At 55.4% G+C, this 26,084-nt stretch carries 19 protein-coding genes; all 19 read right to left on the minus strand.

Annotated elements, in window-relative coordinates; genetic code table 11:
• Positions 1-136: 136 nt before the first annotated feature.
• Positions 137-2,713: a hypothetical protein gene (locus SH528x_RS01995; protein ID WP_442508864.1), complete on the minus strand. Its 2,577-nt coding sequence runs from the start codon at positions 2,711-2,713 to the stop codon at positions 137-139.
• Positions 2,710-4,866 (minus strand): vWA domain-containing protein, encoded by a 2,157-nt coding sequence (locus SH528x_RS02000; RefSeq protein WP_442508865.1) that lies wholly within the window; start codon positions 4,864-4,866, stop codon positions 2,710-2,712. Before SH528x_RS02000 ends, SH528x_RS01995 begins: the two co-directional genes overlap by 4 nt.
• On the minus strand, positions 4,863-5,909 hold the full coding sequence (locus SH528x_RS02005; protein WP_442508866.1) for a vWA domain-containing protein: 1,047 nt from the start codon (positions 5,907-5,909) through the stop codon (positions 4,863-4,865). The genes SH528x_RS02000 and SH528x_RS02005 overlap by 4 nt, the downstream gene beginning before the upstream one ends.
• Positions 5,906-6,697: a hypothetical protein gene (locus tag SH528x_RS02010; protein ID WP_442508867.1), complete on the minus strand. Its 792-nt coding sequence runs from the start codon at positions 6,695-6,697 to the stop codon at positions 5,906-5,908. The genes SH528x_RS02005 and SH528x_RS02010 overlap by 4 nt, the downstream gene beginning before the upstream one ends.
• Positions 6,698-7,579, minus strand: coding sequence for a DUF58 domain-containing protein (locus SH528x_RS02015; protein ID WP_442508868.1), 882 nt, complete (start codon positions 7,577-7,579; stop codon positions 6,698-6,700). It abuts the gene before it with no gap.
• Complete coding sequence (locus tag SH528x_RS02020; protein ID WP_442508869.1) at positions 7,576-8,550, minus strand: AAA family ATPase; 975 nt, start codon at positions 8,548-8,550, stop codon at positions 7,576-7,578. Before SH528x_RS02020 ends, SH528x_RS02015 begins: the two co-directional genes overlap by 4 nt.
• Positions 8,551-8,755: 205 nt before the next feature.
• On the minus strand, positions 8,756-10,285 hold the full coding sequence (locus SH528x_RS02025) for a sulfatase family protein (protein WP_442508870.1): 1,530 nt from the start codon (positions 10,283-10,285) through the stop codon (positions 8,756-8,758).
• Positions 10,286-10,552: 267 nt separating this feature from the next.
• A complete protein-coding gene (locus SH528x_RS02030) occupies positions 10,553-11,875 on the minus strand; it encodes a metal ABC transporter permease (RefSeq protein ID WP_442508871.1) in 1,323 nt (440 codons plus the stop codon).
• Entirely contained in the window at positions 11,872-13,338 is a 1,467-nt protein-coding gene (locus SH528x_RS02035) for a metal ABC transporter permease (protein ID WP_442508872.1), read from the minus strand. Before SH528x_RS02035 ends, SH528x_RS02030 begins: the two co-directional genes overlap by 4 nt.
• Positions 13,335-14,141: a metal ABC transporter ATP-binding protein gene (locus SH528x_RS02040; protein WP_442508873.1), complete on the minus strand. Its 807-nt coding sequence runs from the start codon at positions 14,139-14,141 to the stop codon at positions 13,335-13,337. Before SH528x_RS02040 ends, SH528x_RS02035 begins: the two co-directional genes overlap by 4 nt.
• On the minus strand, positions 14,138-15,139 hold the full coding sequence (locus SH528x_RS02045; RefSeq protein ID WP_442508874.1) for a metal ABC transporter solute-binding protein, Zn/Mn family: 1,002 nt from the start codon (positions 15,137-15,139) through the stop codon (positions 14,138-14,140). Before SH528x_RS02045 ends, SH528x_RS02040 begins: the two co-directional genes overlap by 4 nt.
• 387 nt (positions 15,140-15,526) lie before the next feature.
• Positions 15,527-16,534: a 2-hydroxyacid dehydrogenase gene (locus SH528x_RS02050; RefSeq protein ID WP_442508875.1), complete on the minus strand. Its 1,008-nt coding sequence runs from the start codon at positions 16,532-16,534 to the stop codon at positions 15,527-15,529.
• 118 nt (positions 16,535-16,652) lie between these two features.
• The gene (locus SH528x_RS02055) at positions 16,653-18,905 is read right to left on the minus strand and encodes a TIGR00730 family Rossman fold protein (RefSeq protein WP_442508876.1); all 2,253 of its coding nucleotides are present in this window, start codon (positions 18,903-18,905) and stop codon (positions 16,653-16,655) included.
• Between the two features lie 13 nt (positions 18,906-18,918).
• Positions 18,919-19,251, minus strand: a complete 333-nt coding sequence (locus SH528x_RS02060) for a hypothetical protein (RefSeq protein WP_442508877.1) — start codon at positions 19,249-19,251, stop codon at positions 18,919-18,921.
• Between the two features lie 220 nt (positions 19,252-19,471).
• A complete protein-coding gene (locus SH528x_RS02065; RefSeq protein ID WP_442508878.1) occupies positions 19,472-20,365 on the minus strand; it encodes a universal stress protein in 894 nt (297 codons plus the stop codon).
• Positions 20,362-22,041, minus strand: a complete 1,680-nt coding sequence (locus tag SH528x_RS02070) for a cation:proton antiporter (RefSeq protein ID WP_442508879.1) — start codon at positions 22,039-22,041, stop codon at positions 20,362-20,364. Before SH528x_RS02070 ends, SH528x_RS02065 begins: the two co-directional genes overlap by 4 nt.
• 32 nt (positions 22,042-22,073) lie before the next feature.
• Positions 22,074-23,003: a universal stress protein gene (locus tag SH528x_RS02075; RefSeq protein ID WP_442508880.1), complete on the minus strand. Its 930-nt coding sequence runs from the start codon at positions 23,001-23,003 to the stop codon at positions 22,074-22,076.
• Between the two features lie 397 nt (positions 23,004-23,400).
• Positions 23,401-24,537, minus strand: coding sequence for a cis-3-hydroxy-L-proline dehydratase (locus SH528x_RS02080; protein WP_442508881.1), 1,137 nt, complete (start codon positions 24,535-24,537; stop codon positions 23,401-23,403).
• A gap of 277 nt (positions 24,538-24,814) precedes the next feature.
• Entirely contained in the window at positions 24,815-26,014 is a 1,200-nt protein-coding gene (locus SH528x_RS02085; RefSeq protein ID WP_442512065.1) for a substrate-binding domain-containing protein, read from the minus strand.
• Between the last annotated feature and the right edge of the window lie 70 nt (positions 26,015-26,084).

Raw genomic sequence — 26,084 nt, forward strand, 5'->3', positions numbered from 1 at the left:
TTTCGAGGTAGGGATGTTTCCTTGGGTTGAAACCCAAGGCTATCGAAAAATGTCGCTCTGCGACAATTCATTCGTGACTCGTCCGCTACCCGGTGCCTTACGGCCCACGGCTCATAAGTTGCACCTTCCTTCCTGCCTACCGCTCGTTGAAAATCAACCGGGTTTGGTCGGCGGGGATCCAGCACTCGCGTCCGTCGGCTAGTTCGATGTTTAACCAATCCGCTCGTCGTGATTGGACATCGAATTCCAGCCCGTCATGTAGTGGCTCAAAAAACGCCGTGTCGTACGAATACGCGGGGCCTTTGCGACCAAACGCTTCACCGACAATCACGACGCCTTCGCGCCCCGAATGGCTGCGTGCGTAAACCGCGGTCCCCACCATCACCACCACAATCGATGCTGCAAACACAGTTACAGCCGCGGTCGTCCGTGCTCGATAGCGAACATGCAATAGCAGTAAACTGAGAAACAGAATCCAGAGAACCACCAACGCTGCACAGATCCAGCGCAGCGGCCATCGCAGGAAGCTTTCTGATCGCGGGTCTTCGATCGCGTCGACCGTCAACGCACGGGCGGCTTTCAAATTTGCGCGGACCTCGTCGTCAAACGGTTGATAGATCTGGGCTTGACGATAACACGCGATTGCTCGGCCCAACTCGCCCGCTTTGAACCAAGCGTTCCCGGCGTTGTACCACGCCGGACCCTGGCGTTTGGGTTCGGTGGCGGCGCTCTCGAACTTTAACGCCGCTTGTTTGAAAAGCGATTCCGTTTCGGGCAATCCGGGACTGGAGTGAATCGCCTGGTCAAAAAGCACTTCCGCTTCGCTCCACTCCGAAGCAACACCGGTCGCCGGAATCATGCAAAGGACGATCCATACGAAAACGGAAAGACGGCGGAACTTTGCAAACAACCGACTTGCCACCCCATTGAGTTCAGGGATCGAGGCCGCTGATTTTTGCGACGAAAAATCAGACTTATCCGCTACGGCGTGGGTTTCCGCGATCAAGTCGATGTCGGTTTGTGATAGCTCGATCGAGTGCAGGCGACTTCGTGTGTCTTCGATTGTCCAAACGCCCGATGGCAACGAAAATCCGGTCGCGAGAAACTGCAGAAACGCTTCCCACTTCTCCGCGGTGCCTTCCGGTCGCCGGCGCAGTTCGTGATACGCGGCCACTTGCCGGCGGTAAATCGGGTTGATCGCCCGCCGCCGACGTTCTCGTACCCAGGGGACTAACAATGCAAATAGCGTTGTCGTTAAAGCGATCCACAACCAAAATTGGTCTGCGAATATCCCAATCGTGTTGTTTAGAAATTGACTCATGGTTCCTGGCTGTGCGTTATGCCAGACCCCTGCGGGCTGGTCGGTCAAGGTTTGCTCGGCGACAAGAGTTCGTACTTCAAAATAGTCGCGGCCGTTGTCGGGCCGAACGTTCAAGGGAACGGCTGCCGTCTGTACAAAGTGATAGTCGCCCGCGTCCGCATCAAATACTTGTATTCGCAGTGATGGAAACGCCGTGATATTCGTCGTCAATGGCCGCACGCGGATGCGGAAACTGGTTCCATCAAAATGCCAGGTGCGACCGAGTTCGCTGGCGACATGAAACCGCCCTCGTAGACTCCGCTGTAACGATAACGGTGGAAGTTCGAGCATGCCGTGGGGGGCATCGCTACGCACACGCACATCCACTTCGAGAACCTGCCCGACTTTGATTTCATCCGTCGCCGCAGTGACTTCAAATTTGACCGGGGCAAACAAACCACTGAACCATTCCGAGCGATTCTGTGACGGAAGCGGCAACGCCTTCACCGATACTGGTTCGGATTCCACGTAGACGCGTTCGTAGGAAGTTAATGCCGAAAACGGCTCGAACAGTCCGTTGTTGTAGTAGGCGGCGTAGGGCGCGAACGGACTTCCTTCGCCCTTTAGTAAGGCACATTCCAGCCGTGTGGGACCGAGGGAATACGTTCCGGGTTCTTGGCAGCGGGCGAACAACGGGAACTGTACCGTGCCAAAGACGGACGGTTTGTTCTCCGGTGGCACACGTGGGACTATGATTCGCCGTCCACCGAAGGGCAATCCCATTTGTTGTTCTTCGGGTGCGGTAGAGCGAGGAATCACGATCTCGACATCACTGTGACGAAAAATATCCGGATAACATTGCAGCGAGCGAAATCGGTTCGTCGCTTCTTGACTGGACCACGTGACGTCCACCCGCAACGGTTCACCGACATAAACGGTCGTTTTCTCAGGCCGGAATTCAAACTGCATGTTTGAACTCAGTTGCGGAACACTGACCAGGAATTGAGTGTGCGGGGTGCGGTAAATATGCGTGGCCGAGTGAAACTCGAGCGATGGAAAAACCGACAGGCCAGGATGCTGCGGCACGAAGCGAACGACCGCCTGCGGTTCGCGAAGATTCGACAATGCGGGCGAGTTCAGTTCCAATCCGACAAACGAGACGTCCTTGTCATCAGGCGGCAGCGATTCCGGTTGCTCCACGGCTTCAGGAAATTGGATGACGGCGGATGCCACCACGTCCGTGAACCAAGTTTGTTCTTTGAGTTTGATTGGCACTTCGACAATTTCGCGTTCGACATCCGCCACTGGATCTTGATCCTCGGCATCCTCGTTGCTTGATTGCGCGCAACAGCAATTCGCAGTGGCGAGCACCAAAGCGATTCCGAACATCCCGAGTTGCCATCGACGCCTCACCAATCTTTCTCCACTTTGCCTTGGTTGCTCTTGGCTCGTTGTTGTTGACGAAATTGCAGACTCCCCTGCTCTTCCATCAAAATGTCGTCCACCGAATAGTTGGGAACCGGCAGCGGTTGCATGTCTGCGCCGCTGGCAAATTCGCCTTCGCCCTGCATCGACGACATCATTGCTTCATCGGACTCACTCGATTCCATCATGTCTTCGTAAGACTCTTCGTCGTCCCAGTCGCCCTCGTCCGAGTCTTCGGATGTGTCGCTGGCCAACAGGTCCAAGATCTCTTGGATCTTGCGAATGGTGATCTGTTGTTGGTCGCGAGCATCAGGCCAACTGCTCCACCGCTGTAGCTTGTCCGCCGCGAGATCTTGGGCAGTGATCGCTTGTTTCATCAGCCGCAGTGGTTCTTCCAGCACGCTCAGCGACTGCGTGTCTGCGGACGGGACCGATTGAGACATTGCTCGATCGAGTGTCTGCATGACCGCGTCGATCGAGATTCCTTCTTGATGCAATTGCCGCTGCTGTTGCGAGAATTGCTTGGCATCCGCAGCCGCTGTTTCGGGTTCGACCTGCGGTGTCTGCGAATCCGCTGGATTACGACGTCTTTGGTTTTGGCTCTTCGGGCCTTCGGGAACGTCTTGGCGAAGTTTGGCCTGTTTTTGTTGCAGATCGCGAAGCAGATCGATCAGATTTTGCAGCTGTTCTTGCAGTTCCTGCTGCCGCTGATCTTCTTGCTCGATTTGCTGTTGTAATTCTGCAATCCAGGTCGCGGTGGGATCTAATCGCATCCTCGCACGCGAAAGGTCAGGCGACATTCGGCAAGCGTCTAAAAAACAGGCTTGTGCTTGCTCAGCACTCGACAGCGCGGTGCGAGGTTCGGCTTCTGCGTTGGACGCTGCAAGATTCAAGTAGCACAGGCCCTGGTTGAAGCGAATCGCCGCTGTTTGCTCCGCAGACATCTCTCCGGTCGCGGTTGTTTGCGTGATCGTGTCGTAGATCTCCATTGCATCCGCTGTCCGACCGGCGGTTTGCAATCGCACCGCTTCGGCAAACTGCTCCGCGATGCCCGTCTCCTGGGCCTGCAGAGACGCACTGGGGGCCAGGCAGTGGATGGCAACGAAAAACAGAGTGGCAACCTCAGTCAGCTTTGACGGCAACGACCTGCGTTTGCGTTCTCGGGAACGGCCCTTCCATTCGGCGATCAGCAACATCGCAAGCCCGAGTCCCATCAGCGGGAATCCGAGCTCTCGATAGGTAACGTAAGTATCGGTTCCCCCGACATCCGCAATCGGTTTGTCGCTCGCGTATTGCCAGTAAAGACCAGCCAGATCAAATGCCGAAGTTCCCGCCGAGACGTACGTGGCGCCGCTCACCAATCGTGCCAACTCACGCAGTCCGCTCTCGTTTAATCGCGTCGTGACAAATTGTCCGTCGTGTTTCAAGTACTCGGTCTCGCCTGACTCGCCTTCGACTGGGATGCGTGATCCGGACACAGTGTCGCCGATCCCAACAAGCAGCAATCCCGAGTCGTGGTCGTTTAGCAGTTTGGCAACCCGTTGGTTCTGCGGACCATGTTCCTCGCCGTCGGTTAGGACGACCAAATCCTGCATCCCTTTGCGTGCATCGGTAAAGATGCTGTCGCCGCACTTTTCGGTGGCGGATAACAACGTGGTGCCACCGAAATCGACCGTCCTCGGTGTGGCCTGGTCCAACACGTAACGAACAAAGTCATAATCGAACGTCAGCGGACAAAGGATGTTGGCGCTGCCCGCGTACACGACCAAGGCAACTCGTTCGGAATGCAAGTTATCTAACGCGTCGCGAATCGCGTCTTTGGCAGCATCCAATCGCGATGGATAAGCATCCTGGGCCAACATACTTTGCGAGACATCGAGAACAAACACCACGTCACGACCACTCTTGGTCACCGAATGCCGCTGCGGCGAAATGCCTGGACGTGCGAGTGCCAGGATCATCAGCGTGACTGCCGCCAAGCAAAGTCGGTCACGCCATGGCGATCTCGAGGCCAAGTCGCCGCCCATCGCATCGATGACGGTTTGCCGGCGATGACGCGCACGCCGCAGCAACCATGCGACCGGCAACAGTAGCGTCAGCAGAACCAGCATGCTCGGGTGTTGAAATGTAAAGAACGTCATGGCACGGTCCGCAACCATGTGGATTCAAGGACAAGGGCAGCGATCAACATCAGCAGCGAAGCGGCCAATGGCAACCAGAACCACTCGGCAACTCGCGTGTATTGGCGTGTCACGATGCGGGAACGCTCTAATTGGTCGACTTCGGAATACACCGCCAACAACGACTCGAAATCATAGGCAGTGCGAAACAGGCCGCCCGTTTCGAGGCTGATGTGTTCCAGCACACGTTCGGCTTCGGAAAGCGGCGGATCCGCCAGCGGAGCAGACGTCGACGGCGCGGATATCGACGGCGGTGCATGATCCCCCAAACTAATACAGTAAACCCGACACCCCCACTCTTTGGCGAGTCCCGCGGCCTCGACCGGCAGATGTTGTCCCGAGTTGTTCTCTCCGTCGGTCAGCAGGATAATCACGCGGCTCGAAATCTCGCTTTCAAAGGATCGACGCTCGCGAACTTCGGGATCATCTAGTTGTCGCAGCCGTGCGGCGGCAATCGCCAAGGCGTCGCCGTAAGCAGTGCCGTCTTCGTTGGGCCGCTGTTGGATTTCGAGGTCGCGAACCAGTTGCAGCAGGGCTTCGTGACCAAACGTCAACGGGCTGCGAGTGTCGGCGTACCTCGCAAACGTAATCAACCCCAGCAAATCGCCTTCGCGTCCTTTCAATTTCTCACCGTCGCCCGCGATGAAGCGTTCGACCAATTCCTTGGCCACCTCCATGCGGCTGTTCTGTTTCTTGTCAGGCAACTGGATGCTCATGTCCATGCTGCTGCTGACGTCGACCAACAACTCAATCGCGATCCCTTCAGAGACTTGTACCGTATGCGTGGTTCCCGCTTGCGGTCTTGCCAGTGCGGTGATGAGCAACATCAGCGAGATGATTCGAAGCAGCGGCAGGAGCCACAAGTAGCGGGCACGACCAGGCTCGGCGTGCTGCCAAAGTTTTAGCGAGGGGACCGGCAAGCTGGCTCGTTTGACTCGCGAGGTCCATGCGAGCATCACCGGTACCGGCAGCAACAGCAACAGCCAAGGGTAGGCAAAAATCATGTTGCCTCCTGCTTGTGCAATAACTTCGCCAATTCGCTGGCGTCGTAATTTTGAGAGTAGACCGCTCGCTCGATCGCCGCACGCACCGCATCGGATGCAACAAAGCTGGGATCGCTCAGCAACCGTTCCAACTCTTTTGGCGGAAGCTCGCCCGATTGCAACCTTTTAGCGAGATCGTCGGGTGTCGACTTTGACGGGACCGATTGCACCGCAGTTAATTGTCGGTTTTGTTTTTTTCTCGCAACCAGGAGGATCGTTATCGAAAGCACGAACGCAATGACAATCAGTGCAGCCCAGAGCGCCGGTGACCCCGGTTGCGAATCCGGAGCGGGAGCAGGCAGGGGGACGGGAATGTCGGATGTGTCGACGATTCCGAGAGGCTGAACCGTGAGCGTCAGGTCGGGTAGCGCTATCGATTGGCGACCGCCCGAGGTGACGACATCAAGCCTCGCTCCCGAAATCACAATTGCACCCGAACGCTTGGGCTGAAACACCAGACTTTGCTGTTGTTGGTAGCGTCCGTTCTCGTATTTCAGCGGCATCTTCTCAACGGTGATCGCGTGCAGAGCGGAGGTTGCCGGGACGTGCAATTCGAACTGGCCCCACGTTTCGCGGTCCATCTCTGCTCGCAGTTGCACCACGTCGCCAGGGCGAGCTTGATCGGGAACAAAACGAACCGAAATGCCGAAGGATTGCGGGCTCGCGTCGCTTTCGGCAGCGGACGGATTCGCCAACGACATCGTTACGAAAACGACAACCAACGCGATGGGGGTAGCACGAGGCAACATTTAGCCACCCGTCTCGTCAGCAACGCGTCGATGCCGCGATTGGAAATAGCTGGCCAGTGCCGTCACGCAGTCCTCGTCGACACCGATCTCCATCAACCCAATACCGCTCTGCAACATCTGTTCTTGCAAAGCGATAGGGTGCTCGTGACTTTCCCGTTTGGTGCGTTTCAAATCGACATAACGCTGCGACCCCGTTTCGGTGTCTTCCATGTAGACCAGTTCCGTGGACGCGGCCAGTTGCGTTTGTGTATCGAGCACATTGATGGCGTTCAGATCGTGGCGGGCCGCCAGAGCACGGAGTTCGTCAAAGTAGTCTGACGCCAGGAAATCGGAAATCACAAACACCACAGAGTGCTTTCGTGCCATGTGCCCAAATCGGCTTAGCACGGCTTCGAATGCGGTCTCGCGTCCGGCGGGCTCAAAATGCAGCAACGTGTCCATGATCCGCAACGCGTGCGACCGTCCTTTGCCGGCGGGAATTACCATTTCGACTCGATCAGTAAACAGGATCAAGCTGACTCGGTCATTGTTCCGCACCGCCGCCATCGTCAGTAACGCACACAATTCCGTGCTCAACGCCCGTTTGCGTCCGGCGGTCGATTCGGTCATCGATGCCGAGACGTCGACCAGCAAATATAGAAACTGTTCCCGCTGTTCGATGTAGCGTTTGATATGCGGTTCGCCCGTCCGCGCGGTGACCTTCCAGTCCATCGAACGCACATCGTCGCCGGGCTGATACCGCCGCACATCCTCGAATTCAATGCCTTGGCCGCGGAAAACGGAATGATATTCACCGGCAAGTAGATGCTCGACCGGGCGACGGCATTTCAGTTCCAGCAGTGAGAGTTGGGCGTCGGTATCGGAGAGCGAATCGGGGATCATGACTGGACAACCGGCACCGTTGACAGCATCTGGTCCAACAAGTCGTCGGACGTGATCGACTCGGCTTCCGCGCGATACGAGATCGCCAATCGATGCCGCAAGACATCGTGAGCGACATCTTTCACATCTTGAGGAACGGTGTAGTCACGTTGCTGCATCATCGCGTTTCCACGTGCCGCCAGCGATAGATAGATCGATGCACGCGGTGACGCTCCGAATCGAACATAACGCTCGATATCCAGACCGTACTTCGCTGGGTGACGTGTACAGTCCACCAGCCGAATGATGTAGCGTTCAATTTTTTCGTCCAAGAACGTTGCGTCGAGCGTGCTTCGCATCTGCATCAATTCATCAAGTGATAGCACCGGTTGGATGTTCACATCAGAGCTGGTTTTTGCCATCCGCTGCATGATCACGAGTTCTTCGTCCATGCTGGGGTAGCCCACTTTTAACTTAAACATAAACCGATCGACCTGGGCTTCGGGAAGCGCGTAGGTCCCCTCTTGCTCGATCGGATTTTGAGTCGCCAAGACAAGAAACGGCGAAGGCAAATCAAAAGTCTCTTTGCCCAGCGTGACTTGTTTTTCCTGCATCGCTTCGAGCAGCGCCGATTGGACCTTGGCCGGGGCTCGATTGATTTCATCGGCCAATACCAAGTTGGCAAACACCGGGCCTTTTTCGGGCGTGAAGACATGGTGTCGCGGGTCGTACACCAATGTGCCGGTGAGGTCGCCCGGCAACAGATCGGGAGTGAATTGAATGCGGCTAAATTCCGCGTGGATTGCCTTGGCTAAACAATTGACCGTCAACGTTTTGGCGATCCCAGGCACGCCCTCTAGCAGGACATGCCCATTGCATAACAGCGCCAACATCAACCGGTCGATCAATGGCTGCTGCCCGACGACATGTTTGGCAATTTCCGTTTTTATCTGCTCCAGCTTTTCGCTGGTGTCTATCGATTGTGTCGTCAAAAGCCTGTTCAATCCTAGTTCAGAGCAACGTCAGGAGATGCTTTTAATGTATCGATTCGACGTGTGCATCGCTACCTTTGCTTCAACGTAGCGAAACTCGCCAAGAGGATGTAGGGCCGGTTCCCACCGGCCGACCGCAACTTGGCCGGTAGGAACCGGCCCTACGCCATTTCTAAAGATGCTCTAACCGGCACACACTTGCAGCCTACTCCCCTGCGGGCTTCTTGGCTTTACGTTTCTTGCCGTTGCCGCCTTGCTGTTTTCCTTTCTTTGAGTTCTTCGTTTCCCACGCCTCGCGTGCCTGCTCACGCGTCATGCCTTTGTACCTGCCCTTGTATACGTTTTGGTGCAAAATCGCGTCGTATTCCGTTTCCACTCCTTCGTCCCCCTGTGACGCCATCCACTGATCAAGTTTGCTCTTCAGATCCTTGATGACGCTGGCGTACTCGGGGTTTTCGGCCAAGTTGTTCATTTCCAACGGGTCGACGTTGCAGTCGTACAGCTCGAACTCGGGACGATAGTAATATCGATTGACGAGTTCTTGTGCGTGCTCGTCGCCCCCTTTGGCCACATCGACCATCGATTGAAAGTAGCGGGCCTGGGTACACGCATTGGTGAACTTGGTTTCGTGATTCAAATTCCAAATCAACCGGTACTGTTGCCCTCGCACGGTGCGGATTGCATACGCATCGCTGCCGTTGATGATGCCTCGCGTGGTCATGATGCCGTAGCTAAACGATTTGTGCTGGTCCGTTTCGCCGGTCAACACAGGCATAAAACTCTTGCCGTCCAAAGAGGGTTGCGGCGCTGCTCCCGCTGCGGCGATGAATGTCGGCGTCACGTCGACATATTCCACCATCGCATCGGTGAGCGTGCCCGGTTGGACCTTGCCAGGCCAGCGTACGATCATTGCGGATTGCAATCCGTTGCTGTAGCAAGTCCACTTTGCAAACGGAAACGAGTTGCCTTGTTCCGACACCACCATCACCAACGTATTGTCATTTAGTTGATGTTTATCGAGTAGCTGTAAAATTTGGCCGACTTGGTCATCAAAACAGGTGACTTCGGCGAGATAGTCGCTGAAATCCCCACGTACCTGCGGCGTGTCGACGATGTAGGGCGGCAGTTTGATTTTGACAGGCGGGTATTGCGATGCGTCACCCTTGTTCCAAGGCGAATGAGGATAGTTGGAACAGGCGAAAAGACAAAATGGCGTTTCCGAATCACGGCACTCCGAAAACAGTGTGTCAATCTGCTTCATATCCGGATTGATATCTTTGCCGAGGTATTCAAACGGGAATACCTCCTGGGGGCCGATGTGGGTTTTGCCCGAAAGTGCGACCCGGTATCCCTGCGGTTTCAAGTAGTGAACGATGCTCTTGGTTCCATCCGCCGCGAACGTGTGGTTCGGGTACGCTCCCGACTTAACCGGGTAGAGCCCCGTGTACAAGTTGTGCCGCGTTGGCGAACACATCGGTGCCGCCTGGAAACAGCGGTTGAACTTCATCCCCGACTGGGCCAATTGATCGATGTTGGGCGTGTATGCTTGACCGCCGTAACAACCAATGTCGCGGAACGTACAGTCATCGGCAATGATGAAAACAATGTTAGGACGATCGGCCGAAGCATCAGCGGCCTCCGTCTTTGTCGTCCCAGAAACCGAGAGCAGTAAAGCAAGGCTCAAGGCAAACGTACGCACTGCCGCATGAGGAAGAGCAAGGGGGGGGGTTCGCATCGTGTCTCTCGTCGGGTTTTGTTAGAGGGGGAAGCGTGGGGGCCGTCGCAGACAATCCTATGAATTCTATCGCGGGAATCACTCAGTTTGCGTCACAATTCAGAGATTCCGGTAGTGGTCGAGGCCACGAGCCCCTCGCATTTCTACCGTACTGCACGAGGCCCCGAGTCTACTCGCCGAATCAAGCCGCACGGGATTCGTTGCCTCGTCCACTACTGATGTTTCGTGACGTGGACAAAAACAGCCACCTTGCCCAGCCACACCTTTTCACTCTTGCTCAGGCGGGATTTCGCTGCCGTGTGGGTCTCGCGATGGCGATTCGGTGGCGTCGCACAATTGGTCACGCAATTGGCGGTCCGTAAAGTGTTCGAGTCGCTCAGCCTTGTCATGGATTCGCGTCGCATCCAAACTCACTTCGGAAACCAAGTATTGTTCCCACAAGCGATGCGAACGAACAAGCTCGCGAGCATGTTGCCGGCCATTGTCGGTCAAGCAGTAGCCGTTATCGTCAAGAGCCAACTCGTTACGTCGCCACAACGTTAATAACGCCATGCGAAGTTGCAATCGATTGGCAAACAGTTCGTCGGCAAGTTCACGTTCGTTTGCCGAAAGTCGGTTGGCCACCAATTCGGATCGCTCTTGTTGCCGATACAGGTAGGCCACGATGTCATCTCGCAAAATTTGCAATGACAGTGCGCGGTTTCGAATCCAGCGGACGACCAATCCTTGGCGTGGCGCAAACAGTAACGCGATTACGAAAAACACACCGACCATCACCGCCATCATGCCTGCAGTCGTCGTGCTGCGGTAACCAAACCAAGTGGGAACTACCACGGCGGCGACATGTCCGCTGGCCGCACCAATCACCGCAATAATGCTTGACAACACTATCATTCTGCCCAGCCGATCGGTCAACAAAAACGCAGTCGCTGGGGGGACGATAAACATTGCAACGACCAGAATGTTGCCGACGCTTTCGAAACTCGCCACCGCCGTCACCGCCACCAACACCATTAAGGCGTAGTGCATCACCGTGGCCGAAAATCCCATCGATGTCGCCAGCGACGGATCGAACGCGGTCAGTTTCAATTCTTTGAAAAAGATGACGACGAACAATAGGTTCACGATCGTCACGCCAAATAGCACTGCCACCGCTCGCGGAATATCGAAGCCGAAAAGTTCAATACGATCTAGCGGCGTCAGTTCGATTGCACCATACAGCACACAGCCCGCGTCCAAATCGACGCGGTCGGCTGCCTGGACGATCATGATCAATCCTAGTGCAAAAAGTGACGTGAAAACGACGCCCATCGACGCCCCTTCGTCCACCTTGCCCACACCGCGAATCCACTCAGTAAACAACGCCGTCAATACACCGACGATTACCGCGCCGAGAAACATCGGCAAACTGCTGCGGCTGTTGCTGATGAAAAATGCGACCGCCAGTCCTGGCAAAATGGCGTGCGAAACCGCATCGCCCAGCATGCTCAATCGACGCAGCACCAGAAAATTTCCCAGCAGTGCCGATGCGATCGCGCAAAGCATCCCCGCCACCACAATCCAACCGTCCAGTTGCCAGTTCCAATTCATGGACGCAGCCTCCGTGAATCAGACGCTTCACTGATCGCGGCGTGCGGACTGACCGGCACTGGAATCTGTACCGGTTCTTGGTCAAGCAACGCTTCGAGCTCGTCAACCAACTCGGGCTCAAGGACGTGTTCGATATCGTCCGCGTCACGGTCGACGCGGCCGGGGGCCACTTCCGCATAGGTGATCAGATACAGTTCCCACAATCGGTGCTGACGCGTCAATCGCGCGGCTTCAGTATAACCCGATTGAGTTAGGCGTACCGTGTTATTTTGTCGTACTAAATATTGGTCGCGTTCTGCTTGGGAAATCGTTCGCCGCAACTGGGCTCTCGACCAACTGCGAATCGAAAGCAATTGCTCCATCCCCACGGCCGTTTTACGCTTGGCCTGCTTGCTAGCCGGTTTGGACTCCAACAATTCGTAGATACCTCGTAGTAAATGCTGTTTTCGCACGCGGCGGTTCAAGTTGTATCGCCGTAGCAAACGCACCAGCACTCCGCGCGCGGTCCCAAACATCATGCTGAACAGGAACAACGCGGTGCAGGTCAATACGATCATGGCACCCGAGGGCAGACGCGGGAAAAGAGCACTGGACGCCGCACCAACGATTCCGCCAATGCCACCAAGTAGCGCCGCCAACCCAGCGACGGCCCACATTTTTTCGCTCCAAAAACGCCCCGCCGCCGCGGGAATCACCATCAGCGCGACCATCAGAATCAAGCCCACCGCTTGCAATCCCACGATGGTCACGAGCACCACCAGTGCCATCAACGTCATGTCCAACAGCACGACAGGCATGCCCCGAGATCCGGCAAAATTCTCGTCAAAGCAGAGAAGTTTGAATTCTTTAAACAGCAGCAAGCAACCGAGGGTCGCGAAGCACGAAACGGCGGCGATCAGTCTCGCGTCGTATGCGTTCATCGATGCGGTTTTGCCGTAGATGAAACTTTCGAGTCCTGCAGCATGCCCGGTGTCCATTTGCTGAACGACACCCAATAGAGCCATCCCCGCACCGAAGAAGACACTCAGTGCGATCCCTAATCCCGCGTCTTCTTTTAATCGTGTCTGGCGTTGTATCACCACTACCAAACCGACGCCGAGCAAACCAGAGACAGTCGCGCCGAACAACAAAATCGGCAGCGTCTTGCCGTCCAATCCCATAAAGCTGGCAACCATAAACGCCACTGCGATCCCCGGCAAACTGGCGTGCGAGAGGGCATCGCCCAGCAGAGCACGCTTTCGCAGTAGCGTGAAGCTGCCCACCAAACCCGCGGCCACTCCCAGCACTGCGACACCGAAGATCACGACGCGAGTGTTGTAGTCTTCCAGCAGTACGACTCGGCGCCACTGCTCGCCGCTGGGCCACTGGACGCGTCGATCAGTGATCGATTGTGCAGACGTTTGTGTCGGCGCCGCAAATGCAGTGACGCAAACGAACAGCAGGAACAACGCGATCCGGCTCACAGCGATCGCTCCCGGCGTCGCATCGCCTCGCTGACTTCATCCAACAATGTCAATCGTCCCCCGTAGGTCTTGTTCAGATTTTCGGGGGTAAACGTGTCGAGGACCGCCCCGTGGGCAACGACCCGCATGTTCAGCAGCACCACGTAGTCAAAATACTCGGGCACGGTTTGCAAGTCGTGGTGGATCACAACAGCCGTCTTGCCGCGTGATTTCAATTCACGCAGGATCTCGACAATTGCCTTTTCCGTGGACGCGTCGACTGCGGCGAATGGTTCGTCCATCAGATACAGATCCGCGTCCTGAACGAGTGCTCTCGCTAGAAACGTTCGCTGTTGTTGGCCGCCCGACAATTGACTGATTTGACGGCGTGCGAGGTCAGCGATTCCGACTCGGTCGAGCGCTTCCATGGCCGCATCGCGATGTTTCTTGCGGACTGGCAGGCACCATCCGATTTTGCTGTACAGCCCCATTGCGACCACGTCTAAGGCGTCGACCGGGAAATCCCAATCGACACTTTCTCGCTGGGGTACATAGCCAACGCGGTTTCGATTGCGACGGTAGGAATCGCCAAAGACTTTGACGCGGCCCGATGCGACCGGCACCAAATCCATGACCGCTTTTAGCAGCGTACTTTTGCCCGCCCCATTAGGGCCCACGACGCCGATCAGCGAGCCGGCGGGCAAATCGAAACCGACATCCCAAATCACTGGTTTGCGGTGATAAGCGACTGTCAAATCATCGACTGACAATGCAATCGATGCTTGTGTATTTCCTGGTTTCGGCGTTGCTGCGGCTTGACTCATGGGCTCAGTTTACCTTGAAAACCTTTCTCGGGGGCCTCGCCACCCAAACCGCGAGCGACCAAGGTAATGTTGTGGTCGAGCATTCCGATATAGGTGCCCTCATAGGTACCGGGTGATCCCATTGCGTCGCTGAATAACTCTTTGTCACCGACGTTAACCTCGTGGCCTCGTGATTGAGCCCCTTCGACTAACGAGTCGATGTTCTTTCGCGGCACGCTGCTTTCGACGAACACGGATTTTACTTTTTTGTTGACCAGCAAGTCGACCAGTTCATTGATCTGTTGCAGTCCCGCTTCCGATTCCGTCGAGATGCCTTGCACTCCGATCACTTCCAAATCATAGGCGCGACCGAAGTAATTGAACGCGTCGTGTGACGTCACCAGGATGCGGCTATCCTTGGGGATCGTCGCGATCACCCGCTTTCCGTAGGCGTCCAGTTCGCTCAGTTGCTCACGCAATTTCGCCGCACGTTCTTGGTATGCGGGTGCTGACGGGGGATCAATCGCGGCCAGTTCGTCTGCGATCACCGTCACGCACTTCGACCAAGCCGATACATCCATCCAGACGTGCGGATCGTAGTGACCGGCGAAATCATCGGGTTCTAGAAGTGATGCCTGATCGATGGCTTCGGTGACCGCGACCACAGGCTTGTTCCGCGCCATCTTGATCAGCGTATCGGTCATCTTTCCTTCCAGCATCAAACCAGAATAGAAGATCACGTCGGCTCGCATCATCGTTGCAACGTCGTCGCGAGTCGCCTTGTAGAGGTGTGGGTCCACACCTGAGCCACAGATTTGCGTGACGTTGACGCGGTCGCCGCCGACGGTGCGGACCAAGTCGGCCACCATCCCGACCGTCGTCGTGACGGCAATCGGTGAATCGGGATCCACGGTTGCCGTTTGCCGATTTGTGTCCGTTTGCGACGTGTTGCCTTTCGAGCCGTTGCAACCCGAGGCAATCAGGCATAGAAAGCAGATCAGAAATAGGGAATGTTTCACAACAGGTCAGGCTCCGAGGCGGTGCAGCAGCAAACAGCAGTTTTAGACAGCCGCCTAATATAAACTTATCGGCGAGGCACACAACGAGAATTAGCTGCGGCTAACTTTGAATCAAGTTTAACCATGGCTACAATTTGCGCCCAGTGCCCGAGAACACGAGGCCCCCCGCAGGTTTCCCCCTCCCCGTAGCGAAACTCGCCAAGAGTTTCGGATTTCGTCGATTGATCCCGCTGCAGCTGTCAATCGCATCCGCCGATGCCAACACGTCCCCATCAGGGGCGGTCGACGCTGGGCACCCTGGCGTGGCTCGAACGCGTCATCGTAAATCAGCATCGAATGGCGACCAGTGTCTCACCATCGGAGTGTGTTGGGCATCTGGTTTCGTCGCTAGCGTTGTGAATGTTCTCCGGCGACTTCATTTTTGCTACTGCCGACACGTTCGATGTCGGTGATGTTTTGCAGCGTGGTTTCAGCAATGCACTGCAATGCTTCTTGCGTAAAGAAGGCTTGGTGACCGGTGATGATGACGTTCGGGAAAGTCAACAGTCGAGACAGGGTGTCATCGGGGATGACTTCATTGGATAAGTCTTCGAAGAAGAAATCAGCTTCTTCCTCATAGACATCGAGGCCGAGATGGCCAATCTTTCCGCTCTTTAATCCATCAACGACTGCTTGCGTGTCAATCACGGCACCGCGACTGGTGTTGATGATCATCACGCCGTTTCTCATATTTGCAATTGACTGGGCGTCGATCAAATGATGCGTCTCTGGCGTCAGCGGGCAGTGCAGCGAGATGATATCTGACTCGGCGAATAGTTTGGACAGGTCGCAATATTCCATGCCAAGTTCGCGACAGTTTGCATTGGGGTACTCGTCATAACCCAGTAGCCGGCAACCAAACCCCGACATAATCTTTGCAAATACGGCACCAATCTGCCCTGTGCCGATCACTCCCACCGTGCGACCGCAGAGATCAAAGCCTAATAACCCACCGAGATAAAAATTGCCGTCGCGGACCCGAGCATAAGCACGATGGATTTTTCGATTTAGCGTCAGGATCAAACCGACCGTATGCTCGGCCACCGCGTGCGGCGAGTAAGCGGGGACGCGGACCACCTTGATACCCAGTTCGCGAGCTGTCGGGAGGTCGACGTTGTTGAAGCCAGCGCATCTCAAGGCAACGACTCGTACGCCTCGCTGGGCAAGCGAGCGAAGCACTGCCGCGTCGAGTTGATCGTTCACAAAGACACAGACAGCCTGGTGACCATTTGCCAGTTGCACCGTTTCGGATGTCAAACGCGGCTCGAGGAAGGTGAGTTCGTGTCCCAATGGTGCCGCGGCAACACTGAGAAACTCGCGATCATAGGACTTCGTACTGAAAACAACGGTCTTCATTGATTTTCGTCATCGGGCTGGAAAAGTTGGTCTGGAATCGCGGTTCGTAATTACAGCTGGCGACGCTGCGTTTACTCGCCGGTGGAAGTATGAAATTTAACCAGAGGTAAGCACGTGGCTAAGTTTTGGAGGATGCTCCCTGTCCGTCAATGGTTTGGTCGAGCCAGCGGGCGATTTCCTCGGGATCATCCATGACTTGGAATCGTTGAACATCGTGATGGTCGATGCAACCTTTCTCTAGCACGGTGGTTTGTAACCAATCGACGATGGGCCGCCAAAACTTGCTGCCCACTAGAACCACGGGGAACTGCGCCAGCTTGCCAGTTTGGATCAAAGTCAGTGACTCAAAGAATTCGTCGAACGTGCCGAATCCGCCTGGGAAGATGAGGAAGCCGCGTGCGTATTTGGCGAACATCATCTTGCGGACGAAGAAGTAACGGCAGGTGTAGGACGCGTCGCAGTAGGGATTCAATGTCTGTTCGTGCGGCAATTCGATGTTCAGACCAATCGATGGGCTGCCGGCGTCTCGCGCACCACGGTTGCTCGCCTCCATGATTCCGGGGCCGCCGCCGGTAATAATCGCGAACCCTCGTTCACCCAATCGCTGACATGTTTGATGGGCGAGTTGGTAGGAAGGGTCGCTCTCGGGTAATCGTGCGCTTCCAAACACGGCCACCGATCGACGTCGACCCTCCAAGGCACGTGTCATGATCTCGATGCCTTGAATTAGGTCGCTTTGAATTCGCAGCACTCGCCATGGGTCTTCATGCAGAAAGCTGATCGGACGACGGGACGAGCTGTCGAGGAATTCCAAGTCAGGGTCCTCCGGGCCGACTGGGAAAACCTCGTCAACTTTTACCGGTTCAGTGGCCGCTTCATGAGCGGCTTCGCTTTCCTGGGTATCGCTGATTGGCATTCTTGTGACAGCGACCGCATTCGGTTGGCTGGTGTCGACAAGGCTGGGCCCCTGATCATTGAACTCGTGTACTTCGGCGTACGAGGGAACGGAAACATCAAATCCGAACCGCGTTTGGATGCTGCGTTTCAGTGCGAGTGCGGAACTTTCCTCTCCGTGAGTCAAAAACACCTTTCGTGGTGGTTGCTCGAAGTGATTCAGCCACTGCAGCAATCCCGTGCGGTCAGCGTGCCCCGACAATCCGAAGACCTGCTGGATCTTGGCGTCCACGGTGTACTGACGACCGTGAATGCGGACTTCTTTTTCGCCTGACAGAAGCCGGCGTCCCAATGTTCCTTCGGCCTGAAAACCGACGAACAGGATGGTGGATTCGGGGCGACGAATGTTACTTCTCAGATGATGTTTGATCCGCCCCGCGTTACACATTCCTGCCGGCGCCATGATGATACAGGGCTTCTTGAGGTGGTTGATCGATTTTGATTCGTCGGCCGTTCGCGTCATAGTCAAACCGGGAAAGTGAAGCGGCGGTTCGTCGCACTCCACTGCCCGCACGGTTTCATCATCCAGCCAACTGGTGAATCGGCGAAAGATATTCGTGACGTCATAAGCCATCGGGCTATCGAGAAAGACAGGGACGTTGGGGATGCGATTCTTGTGGACCAAGCGACTCAGGAAGTACATCATCTCTTGAGCCCGTTCGACGGCGAAAACGGGAATCACCAGATTACCGCCACGCTTAATGGTGTCGTTGACAATCGTTTCAAGCTGTTCTTCGACGTTGCCGCGAGCTTCGTGGTCGCGGTCGCCGTAAGTCGATTCCATCACGACATAGTCGGCGTGTCGAAAATAGGTGGGATCATGAATCAGCGGTTTGTCGTGTTGTCCCAAATCTCCCGAAAAGAGGATCGTTCGCTCGAGGTCTGACTCTTGGACTCGGATTTCTAGTGAAGCCGATCCAAGGATGTGCCCTGCATCGTGCCAAGTCACGGTGATGCCGGGCACGATTTCAGTGGGAACTCGATAGTCGACTCCGCGAAAGAGCTGAATCGCTTTCTCAACATTCTTGTCTGTATAGAGAGGCACTACCTCGTGCGGTCCGGTGCGTCCTTCCTTGCGATGACGTCGCCGCTTGTATTTCGCGTCTTCGGCTTGAATCTTTGCTGAATCTTTGAGCATCACATCGGCTAGCGCGACGGTCGGCCTTGTTGCAAAGATTCGGCCTCGGAAACCATCCGCGACTAATTTGGGAACGAGCCCGATGTGGTCGATGTGAGCATGTGTGACCACCAAGGCATCGAAACTGCTAGCAGGGATTGGACAGGCGTCCCAATTTCGCGACAGAAAATCGCGTTCTTGGACCATGCCACAATCAATCATGATCTTCTTGTCGCATGCTTCCAGACAATAGCGTGAACCGGTCACGTTTCGATTAGCGCCCAGGAATGTGATTTTCAACGTTGGACTCCAATTAGGGCTCTTCCCAGGCTCTTCTCAAGCGACGATCGACCAGCGAACAACTGGCAAACGCCGCGCCAATCACTTGTCCGTCCTGCGATTCGACTCTTCCAGTTTTGTATTCCTTTGCATTTCCTTTTGCATTCAGGCCAACTTGCTGAATCTTTGGCAAGACGTCGACCTTTTGGCTGAGAAAGCCAGGATGAATCGCAACATCGTCAAAGACGGCAATGAATACGTTCGTCCAATAAATCAAGTGGCGTTTCTGCGTGCCGATGCTGATTGTGGCGACGCTGTGAAAGTCCAAATGGAAAAGCGAAAAGAGAGCTGTCTCCGAGCCGGACATGAACGCAGGCCCACATTGCTGGAACAATTTGTCAGAGACTTGCGGGACCGATTAGTCATGACGTGCAAAGCTGCACACTCAAAGCTGACTTGCTGGGCCGTTGTGGTCTGGAACCGCACACCGGCTCACGCCACGTGTGGAATGAAGCCCGCGTTCAGTCGTCGATTCCGCTCGAATGTCGAGTCTGGTCTTTTTAGTTTGCAGGCAACTGACCTAGGCGTTAGGTCCGATGCTGGCGCGAAAGCCACACACTGCAGTGAGAGTGGCGTAGCACGTATTTGGTTGTGCTGCCAATCAGCCAATCGTGGACTCGACCGTGCCCTGCATCACCGACAATGATTAGGTCGCTATGGTTCTGCTCAGCAAAGTCGACGATGGAGTCTCCCGCGTGCTGGCCTCGGATGCACCTTGCACGTGTTTTTGGGATCGTCTTGGCGAGCTGGCTCGATATCTGTTCCGCGTCATCACGCATTCGCTCGAGCAAAACTTGTTCGTCTTTTAACACCGCAGCGGTGGTGCCGTCACCCATCAAGTCATCGAATGTAGGGACAACAGTAACAATTTCTACCTCGCTCTGTTCGGCCCATCCCATCGTTTTCAATTCATTGATCGCCTCGCGTGAGGCGACGGATCCGTCATACGCAACGGTGATCTTTTTCACAGGACGGATTGGCGAGGTGTCCGTATCGGTCTGAGGCCTAACCACAAGCACGGAGCATTTCGCATGCGTCGCAACGCGATCGGAAACACTCCCCAGTAGCATTCTGCTAACCATCGAGTGTCCCACAGCGCCCATCACGATCAAGTCGGCAGCGATTTGTTTGGACACCTCCAGGATCTCGTGAGCCGAGTTTCCCGTCTGGTGCAGTTTCGATAATTCGTCGCCGCACTGACTCGAAAACAGCTCCTCCAATTCAGCATGATGTTTCGTAACAAACGCCTTTTCCTGATCTTCCCATTCCGGATTCTGAATGTTTCCATGAACGGTCAGCTCGGGAGGCATGGAAACCGTTAGGATTGCAAGCTGCAGTTGGCCTCTCATCTTGAGCTGACGCAAGAAAAGTGCAGCCGCTTTGGCCTGCCACGAACCATCCGACGCGAATAAGGCTTTCATGGAGCATGTCCCGAGGGGAGATCGCGTTTTTCGAACATTGGAGACCTTTCGCCGAGCTGGTCGATGGCTTCTTTGGCGGCGTCCGCGAATGGCAACAGGATCAAATGGACTCCTACGTTTCTTAATGTAGCAGCGTCACGTTCGTTGTGCGCGGTTGCGGCGACCGATCCGGTATAGCCGTAACGTGAGAGCGCGTGTAGCAAGGCAAGATTCACCGAAACCTGTGGCACCGAACTGACCACCCAACGCGCGTGTGAGAGCGGCAGCGTCGATGCAAACTCGGGGTCTTCCGCATCGCCGTAGACGACCGATTGTCCCGACTCGCGGAGCCGATGCACCACATCAGGATCGAAGTCGACTCCCAACACACGTTGCCCTCGCTCGGTCAGTTCGCGAGAAAGATGATTCCCAAAACGTCCCAGGCCAAACACGATCGTGTCAAAGCCTCGCGATGGCTCGACGGTCGTTTCCAGTTCAACTTCGCGAAACGGATTCTTCTTTTCGGACCAGGACATGAAGGGGGCAAGCCAGTCATACAGCGGGTGAGAGTAGAGAATCAGGTAGGTAGACAGTGTGATCGTGATCAAGCCCACAAGTGTGATCAGCCCCAAGACTTCACCGGAAATATGCCCGAGGTCTTTTCCCAATGCACCAAGCATCAACGAAAACTCGCTGATCTGGGCGACCGTCAATCCGGCCAGGAAGCCCGTTCGTTTTCGGTACCCCATCCGTCCCATAATGATGATCACGATCAGCGGATTGCCGACCAGCACGAACAACGATAGAGCCAGCGACGGCAGCAGCTGCGATCCGAGCAAACTGAGTTTCAGATGGGCACCTAGATCGACAAAGAAGAACAACAGCAAGAAGTCGCGTAAGCCTACCAGACGCGACCCGAGAGCTTCCCGGTGCGGCAACCCAGCAAGCGACACGCCTGCTAAGAACGCACCGACTTCTTTGCTAAACCCCAGCCAATCACCGATCGCCGCCAGCGTGACCGCCCACCCGATCGCCAGCGTCGTCAGTAACTCGGCCGAACGAGCTGCATGATGATACAGCTTCGGCAGCACGTAACGCATCAGTAGACCGACGGCGACCAGCAAACCGATCCCTTTAATAATGACCAACGAGATGCCCTGCACCCAGTGGACACCGGTGCTGGCCCCGAACGCGGTCAGCGCGATCATCACAAGCACGACCACCAAGTCTTGGACGATCAAAAAACCGATGGCAATGCGTCCATGCAACGAGTCAATCTCGCGTTTGTCAGACAACAATTTGACGATGATGATCGTGCTGGAGAACGTCAACGCAACGGCCACGTAGAGCGAGGCCAGATGCGAAAACCCCATGACAAGGCAGAGCAAGTAGCCAATCACCGACGTGAATGTGACTTGCCCCAAGCCGGTGGCTAGCGACACGGGCCCCATCGTGCGAATCACGTTCAAGTCCAGCTTTAAGCCTACCGTGAACAGCAACAGTGCAATGCCAGTCTTCGCCAGCAGGTCGATCTCGCTGCCGATGGAAACCCATTTCAAGCCCGCCGGTCCGACCATAATTCCAACCGCGATGAAGGCGACGATCAGCGGTTGTTTGAGCCAATGCGCAACAAAGCCCAGAACACCGGCTGCCGCCAGCAATAATGCAAACTCGTAAAAGACGTTTCCAGATCCCAATCGCGCACTCCGGGGAGGTCTTTGTCGATCGATCAGTCGAACGTCACCGGCGACTGAAACGTCGCTGGTTTGACGGTCAACACGGAACAGTCGACTTCATCGAGTATCTTTTCTGCGGTATTCCCGATGAAGAAACCGGGAATGCCGGTCCGGCACACCGTTCCCATCACCAGCAAGTCGACCTTTTTGGCCTTTGCCATTTCAGGGATGACGGACGAGGCAATTCCTTTGACCATGTGAACCTGTGCCGCACCGTCCGTGTGTTTCTCTACCAAGGCATCCAAAAGTGCCTGATGCCGCTCTGACTCCTCTTGAATGTACCCGCCAATCTCTGACTCCGTCATTCGTGCTCGTCCCTGCATGATCGATTCTCCGAATAACGTCCAAGCATGAACGATGTGCAACTCCGCGCCGTCTTTCTCTGCCATCGAGGCGGCAAGCTGCAGAATCAACGCGTTCAGTGCATCCCTACTGTTTTCCGCAGGATCGGGATCCACCGCCGCCATGATCCGCAGAAACGGCTTCCGCTGGGTCGGTTTCATCACCCATACGGGACAGGGACATTTACGCATCAGGTGCAGTGACGTGCTGCCGAATAGGCGTTCTTTTAGGCCGCCTTTGCCTTCGGCAGACATCATCACCAGATCATGCTGTTCGCTGATCACGGCGCGAATGATCTCCAAGAACGGAGTTCCGACCACGACCTTGGCCGAGACCCGAACGCCCTCTTTCTTCACCGCCGCAATAACCGCTTTCAGTTGCGACTGATATTCCTTGATGACCAGATCCTGCAGTTTTAACGCAGGACTTCCGGACGACGTGATCAGCTGGGTTCCAGTCAGCTCGCGTTCCACACGCAGCAAGGTCAGCTTTGCATGATTGGTCTTCGCCAGCGAAGCGGCACGCTCAAACGCCCGATCATTGCATGGATACACCAGCAGGATGTTTTTAAACCGTTTCATGGAAAGCCTCTCACACAAATTGAGGCGATGCCGGTCCACTGCAATGGGAATTCAATCCGTTCGCTCGTGATCTATTATGGTCAGCCGTACGGTCCAGGGAAAGTCTGGGACCTCATCCACCATCTTCAGTGGTCCGGCGTGATCCGACGGCGATAACTGCAGGCCATTTGCGACCGCGTTCTCAGCCGAAGCCCGATGCGAGAGAGAGTCCGGCCTTCGGATTCGCACCGCTCAATACCGGTGGCTAATACCACCGGCAGAGATTATGTCGGCCTCCGGCCTAAAACCGCTCGTGCCGCACCGTCAATCAACGTGGGCCTCGATCTCGCGGTATTGGGATTTGATCCGACCGCGAGTGTGGGACGCCGCGTTGTCCAGCGTGCGATTTGTTGCCGAATTAAGTCGACATGCTAAAAGACTTGTTGCAAGAGCCTTGAGACTCCCATACAGGATCTCCGAGCACGTCAAATCGGGGCGTGATTCCGAGGCCCGGTTCGGTCGACGCAGCCATCCGTCCGTTGACTCGTTGCGGAGCGCCTTCGGCGATCGATTGTGTCACGTAGCTGTTGAAGTCCGTTGACGTAAACAGATACTCGGTCGGAGTGCTATGCGCGAGATGCGAAATCGCCGATGTGATGATGTCGCCTCCCCAGCTGTCTTCGAGCGTCATCGCGATTCCTAGCGAAACACAGAGATCGCGTGCTTGGCGGGCTTTGGTCAAACCACCAAACTTGCTGATCTTGATATTGACCACGTCCATTGCATGGTCAGCGACCCCTTTCAGAATCGCATCGACGGAATCGATCACCTCGTCCAACACAAACGGCAAATTCGTGTTACGGCGGATGCTCAGGCATTGCTCATACGTGGCACAGGGTTGTTCGATGTAAACGTCGACATCCTTGACCGCATTGACCACTCGCATCGCTTCGTGCATCAGCCATCCGGTGTTTGCATCGGCAATCAACTTGTCACCGGGTTGCAAGATTTCGCGTACGGCACGAATCCGCTCGATGTCGTCGTCTGGTCGGCCGCCCACTTTCAATTGAAATCGGCGATAGCCTTCCGCTCGGTAGTTTGCCACGTTTTCAGCCATCTCGGCTGCGGGGCGTTGTGAAATGGCACGATAGAGTACGACGTCGTCGCCATAGCGGCCGCCCAACAGAGTGCTGACGGGCATTTCAGCCGCCTTGCCGAGGATGTCCCAGCACGCCATGTCGATTGCCGACTTGACGTAGGGGTGACCCTTCATCAACTGGTCCATCTTCAGATTCAACGCCATTAGCTGCGTAGGATCGTCTCCGATCAAATGCGGCGCTAACTCTTGGATTCCCGTTCGGGCACCGGCCGCATACGCGGGCAGGTAGACGGGACCTAGCGGACAGACTTCGCCGAAACCGCTGATTCCGCAATCGGTTTGGACTTCGACCACGGTGCTGTCAAATACGTCAACGCTTTTGCCTTCCGACCAACTGTAATTGCCTTCGTGCAACGGAAGGTCGACTTGATAAATTTTTAGTCCTGTAATTTTCATGATGGGGCGCTCTTGCGTGGGGACGCGGTTAGGTGGCGAGAAGAGACAAGGAAAAACAACGAAGTTATTTCCGAATCATCCCTGTTGTGATGTGACAAAATTGGACGCGATTGATTCAAACGCCCAACGTGTGACGCTTCAGGCATTGTAGCCCTTAGTACTAAAGGCGTTCTTGTGCGTAAAACGCCTTAATTGATGAATCTGCGCATAGAAGCACTGCCCCGTAGTGTATCCGCGTCGATTTCGCCCATCGATTCGGGGGGGCAGCGAGGTTCGATCAATCACCCTTTACCGCTAGCTCACGAACCGATTTTCGGTACGCGGTGGCGGTCATACCACAATGTTTCTTGAACAATTGCACAAAGTACTGCTGCGTCGTAAATCCGGTGCGTGCCGCAACACGCTGGATACTGAGCTCGGTATCTCGCAATAACTCTTTTGCAGCTTGAATGCGAATTCGATTGATTTCTTGATTGGGCGACCGTTGCAACAACTCACGACATCCGCGTTCGAGTTGACTTCGTGACAGCGGCACTGCATCCAAGACATTTGCAATCCGAATTCCTTCACAAGCATGTTGGCGGATGAAGCGAATCGCCGCCGCCAGCAGCGGATCGCTGGTGGCGACGATGTCGGACGATTGCCGAGTAACGACGCCAATCGGTGGGATCAACAGTGGCATCGTGCGTGGCTTACCGCCCTGCATCATGCGGTCCAGCAGTCGAGCGGCCTGATAGCCAATTCGATGCCCGTCCAATTGCACACTGCTGAGCGTAGGAGTGCTGATGGTGGTCAGTGTTTCATCATTCTCGACACCGACTACTGCGATCTGTTCCGGCACCCGGACGTCGGCGCGGCGGCATGCATCGAGTAGCCAGCACCCTAGTTGGTCAGTGCAGGCAAGAATCGCCGCAGGTTTGGGAATTTGTTGAATCCATTGGCACAACCGAGCTTGTTGGCGTTCCCACTGGCTCGGTTTCTCGGTTGCACCGGATTGATGAAACTCTTCGCACCCAAATCCGGCAGCATCCAGGTGGGCGACGAAGCTGTTGCGGCGGTCGATAAAAAACTGCTCGGTATCGAGCCGGTAAATGCCAAAGTTTTCGAAGCCAACCTCAAGAAAATGGGACGCGACCATTTCACCGACTGCATGATTATCGACCCCGACAAACGGGAACCGCTTGGCGAGTCGACTCGATCGAAGTTCCACGGTTGGCACTCCGACTTGAGTGACCGCACGTTGGATCGCTGGGTTGCCCGAACGCGTCAGGATGCCGTCGCCGTCCCAGTTTCGTAGCCAGCTGGGCGGTTTAGACTCGAGGTCACGTAGTTCGACAAACATCGACCATGACGCTTGTTCGGCTGCATAGCGTTTGACACCACTGAGCAAGTCGCGCCCGTAGCTTCGTGAGGTTTCGATGATGAGGGCAACGCGGCGCAGGGAAAAACTCTCCTTCGAGATGAAGTTCAGCCTAATCGAGGAATTTTGAGACGCAATATAGTGTAAAAGAATGACGCAAAAACGCAGGCGCAGTGTGTCACACGTG

Source organism: Novipirellula methanifontis, from assembly GCF_052161655.1.
GTDB lineage: Bacteria > Planctomycetota > Planctomycetia > Pirellulales > Pirellulaceae > Novipirellula.

What these genes read in the sequence shown, in the direction of transcription:
- SH528x_RS02005 (WP_442508866.1), bottom strand. Translation starts at nt 5,909, where the DNA reads ATGATTTTTGCCTACCCTTGGCTGTTGCTGTTGCTGCCGGTACCGGTG.
- SH528x_RS02075 (WP_442508880.1), bottom strand. Translation starts at nt 23,003, where the DNA reads ATGAAACGGTTTAAAAACATCCTGCTGGTGTATCCATGCAATGATCGG.
- SH528x_RS02010 (WP_442508867.1), bottom strand. Translation starts at nt 6,697, where the DNA reads ATGTTGCCTCGTGCTACCCCCATCGCGTTGGTTGTCGTTTTCGTAACG.
- SH528x_RS02015 (WP_442508868.1), bottom strand. Translation starts at nt 7,579, where the DNA reads ATGATCCCCGATTCGCTCTCCGATACCGACGCCCAACTCTCACTGCTG.
- SH528x_RS02000 (WP_442508865.1), bottom strand. Translation starts at nt 4,866, where the DNA reads ATGACGTTCTTTACATTTCAACACCCGAGCATGCTGGTTCTGCTGACG.
- SH528x_RS02080 (WP_442508881.1), bottom strand. Translation starts at nt 24,537, where the DNA reads ATGAAAATTACAGGACTAAAAATTTATCAAGTCGACCTTCCGTTGCAC.
- SH528x_RS02030 (WP_442508871.1), bottom strand. Translation starts at nt 11,875, where the DNA reads ATGAATTGGAACTGGCAACTGGACGGTTGGATTGTGGTGGCGGGGATG.
- SH528x_RS02025 (WP_442508870.1), bottom strand. Translation starts at nt 10,285, where the DNA reads ATGCGAACCCCCCCCCTTGCTCTTCCTCATGCGGCAGTGCGTACGTTT.
- SH528x_RS02065 (WP_442508878.1), bottom strand. Translation starts at nt 20,365, where the DNA reads ATGAAAGCCTTATTCGCGTCGGATGGTTCGTGGCAGGCCAAAGCGGCT.
- SH528x_RS02040 (WP_442508873.1), bottom strand. Translation starts at nt 14,141, where the DNA reads ATGAGTCAAGCCGCAGCAACGCCGAAACCAGGAAATACACAAGCATCG.
- SH528x_RS02060 (WP_442508877.1), bottom strand. Translation starts at nt 19,251, where the DNA reads ATGTCCGGCTCGGAGACAGCTCTCTTTTCGCTTTTCCATTTGGACTTT.
- SH528x_RS02050 (WP_442508875.1), bottom strand. Translation starts at nt 16,534, where the DNA reads ATGAAGACCGTTGTTTTCAGTACGAAGTCCTATGATCGCGAGTTTCTC.